2 protein-coding genes are annotated in these 2,778 nt (G+C 73.6%); both read right to left on the minus strand.

Annotated features, from left to right (window positions below; genetic code table 11):
- Positions 1 to 224: 224 nt before the first annotated feature.
- Positions 225 to 1,562 carry a cell division protein FtsZ gene (ftsZ, locus tag ACFV9Q_RS28085; RefSeq protein WP_377232493.1) on the minus strand — a complete coding sequence of 446 codons (1,338 nt, stop codon included), beginning with the start codon at positions 1,560 to 1,562 and terminating at the stop codon, positions 225 to 227.
- Between the two features lie 238 nt (positions 1,563 to 1,800).
- Positions 1,801 to 2,778: cell division protein FtsQ/DivIB (locus tag ACFV9Q_RS28090; RefSeq protein ID WP_377237126.1), on the minus strand; the 978-nt coding region annotated here is incomplete at its 5' end.

Genomic DNA, 2,778 nt, shown 5'->3' on the forward strand with positions numbered 1-2,778 from the left:
AGCCGTGCGGTGGAGGTGCTGCTCGGGGTCGAGTGACCTCCGAGCTGCGGCACTGGGGACGGGGGGAACACCCCCCCCCCCCCCTCCCCGCCCCCCCCCGGGGGGGGGAAAACACCCCGCCGGCGGGGGAGGGGAAAAGGGTGCGCCCCCTCCCGCCAGGGGAGACGGCCTCCACGCCTGCAAGAGTCCGGGTTTCGCTCACGGGTGTGAGGCTACCCGGCCGGTCACTTCAGGAAGTCGGGAACGTCCAGGTCCTCCGCCGCACGGCGCGGGTTCTCGTCGTACAGCGGCGGGACCTCGACGCGCTCGCCCTGCTCGCGGTTCACGTCCTGCCGGTTGAACGAGCCCTGCACCACGACCGCCGGCTCGTCCAGCGTGCGCGGCACGTCGTCCGAACCCTCGTCGTCGATCACGCGGGGCAGCGTGGACACGGGGGCCGGCTGGTGCGTCGGCGGGACCGACGGCGGCATGCCGTTCCCGGTGTACTCGGGCGCGCGGCGTGCGGCGTCCGACACGTCGGGCAGCGGGACCGGCGCCGTCGCGGGGCTGCGCGAGCCCGCCCCGACCGCACCGGCGACCTGGCCGAGCGCCCGGTTGTCCTTGCGCTCCTTGGGCAGGCCGCCGTCGAAGCCGGCCGCGATGACGGTGACCCGCACCTCGTCGCCCAGCGCGTCGTCGATGACCGTACCGAAGATGATGTTCGCCTCCGGGTGCGCGGCCTCCTGCACGAGGCGCGCGGCCTCGTGCACCTCGAACAGGCCGAGGTCGCTGCCACCCTGGATGGAGAGCAGCACGCCGTGCGCGCCGTCGATCGAGGCCTCGAGCAGCGGCGACGAGATCGCCAGCTCGGCGGCCTGCACCGCGCGGTCCTCGCCGCGTGCGGAGCCGATGCCCATGAGCGCCGAGCCCGCACCCTGCATGACCGACTTCACGTCGGCGAAGTCGAGGTTGATCAGGCCGGGCGTGGTGATGAGGTCGGTGATGCCCTGCACACCGGAGTGCAGGACCTGGTCGGCCGAGTGGAACGCCGCGATCGCCGACACGTTCCGGTCGGACATCGACAGGAGCCGGTCGTTCGGGATGACGATCAGCGTGTCGACCTCGTCGCGGAGGTTCTCGATGCCGCTCTCGGCCTGGACCGCACGGCGCCGGCCCTCGAACGTGAACGGGCGCGTCACCACGCCGACGGTCAGCGCGCCGAGCGAGCGCGCGATGCGGGCCACGACCGGGGCGCCGCCCGTGCCGGTGCCACCGCCCTCGCCCGCGGTGACGAAGACCATGTCGGCGCCCCGCAGGACGTCCTCGATCTCCTCGGCGTGGTCCTCGGCGGCCTTCTTGCCGACCTCGGGGTCCGCGCCGGCGCCGAGGCCGCGCGTGAGCTCCCGGCCGACGTCGAGCTTGACGTCGGCGTCCGACATCAGGAGTGCCTGTGCGTCGGTGTTGATCGCGATGAACTCGACGCCCTTGAGGCCGACCTCGATCATGCGGTTGACGGCGTTCACACCACCGCCGCCGATACCGACCACCTTGATTACTGCCAGGTAGTTCTGCGGAGTTGCCACGTCGTCGCCTTTCGATTCGGGTCCCGAGTCCCGACTCTCATCCCTCCCAAAGTCTCAGGTTGAGGTAGAGGGTTAGAGTTATGTCAGGTTGCTGCTGAGTTCGACGGTAGGTGTGCCGCCGGGGTGTGTCGAAGACATCGTCGCGCGTGTCGCGCAACGATGCACGCGAGAAATCACAGCGATGTTATTCCTGGTCGGTGCGTGAGTCGGTGCGTGACGCGCCCGGCGGGTGACCTGGTCAGTGCGTGACCGGCAGACCGGGCGACGACACGTCGACGGTCGTCGCCGTCGGCTCCGCCCGCAGCAGCGTCTGCGCGACCTTCGTCTTGAGCGGCACGTCCGCGCCGCTCCCCCACCGGATCACGCGCCCGTCGGACAGCGTGGTCCGCACGTCGTCCTGGGTCGCCGCGCTCACCGTCCTGATGTCGGCCGCCAGCTTCGGCGGCAGCGCGCCGAGCACCGCGAGAGCGGCGTCCAGGGCACGGCGGCCGGCCCCGGCGTCGGACAGCGAGGTCACGATCGAGGGCAGGCCCTCGGGTACCTCCTCGGCGGTCGCGACACGCACGCCCTCGGCGTCCATCAGGGCGTACACGCCGCCCGGCTGCGGCACCGCGGCGACCGGCTCGCGCGAGGTGAGCTCGACCGTGAGCCCGTCCGGCCAGGCCCGCGTGATCCGCACGTTCTTGACGGCGTTCATCGCGAGGATCTGCTCGCGCAGGCCCACGGTGTCCAGGCGCGGCAGCGGCACGCCGGCCTCGTCCGTCACGGCCTCGCGCACCTCGCCGACGTCGACCGTGGTGCCCTCCCCCGTGACCCGGACCTGCTCCGCGTCGAGCGCGAACAGCGGCGAGAAGAACGTCGCCCACCCGAGGCCCGCGGCGACCGCGACCGCGAACGCGGTCCAGCCGATCCGGCGCCACACGCGGTAGCGCGCCATCGCGGTGCGCTCCGCGAGGCGGTCGGCGAGCTGGTCCGAGACCACGCCCGACCGGCCGCCCGCCGACGGCGTCGCGCCGGTCGCGGGACGCTCCTGCCGGTCCGGACGTGGCCGGTCCGGACGTGGCCGGGCGGAGCCGGCCTCGCCGGGACCCCGCTCGGCCGAGCCGGTCCGCGCCCGGCCGCGCTCCGGCCGACCGCCGGCGGGCCGGTCCCGCCGGGCCTCGTCCTGCAGGTCCCGGCCCCGCCGGGCCTCGTCACGGGCGGCCCGGTCCTCCCG

Source organism: Promicromonospora sp. NPDC059942, assembly GCF_042731755.1.
Classification (GTDB): domain Bacteria; phylum Actinomycetota; class Actinomycetes; order Actinomycetales; family Cellulomonadaceae; genus Promicromonospora.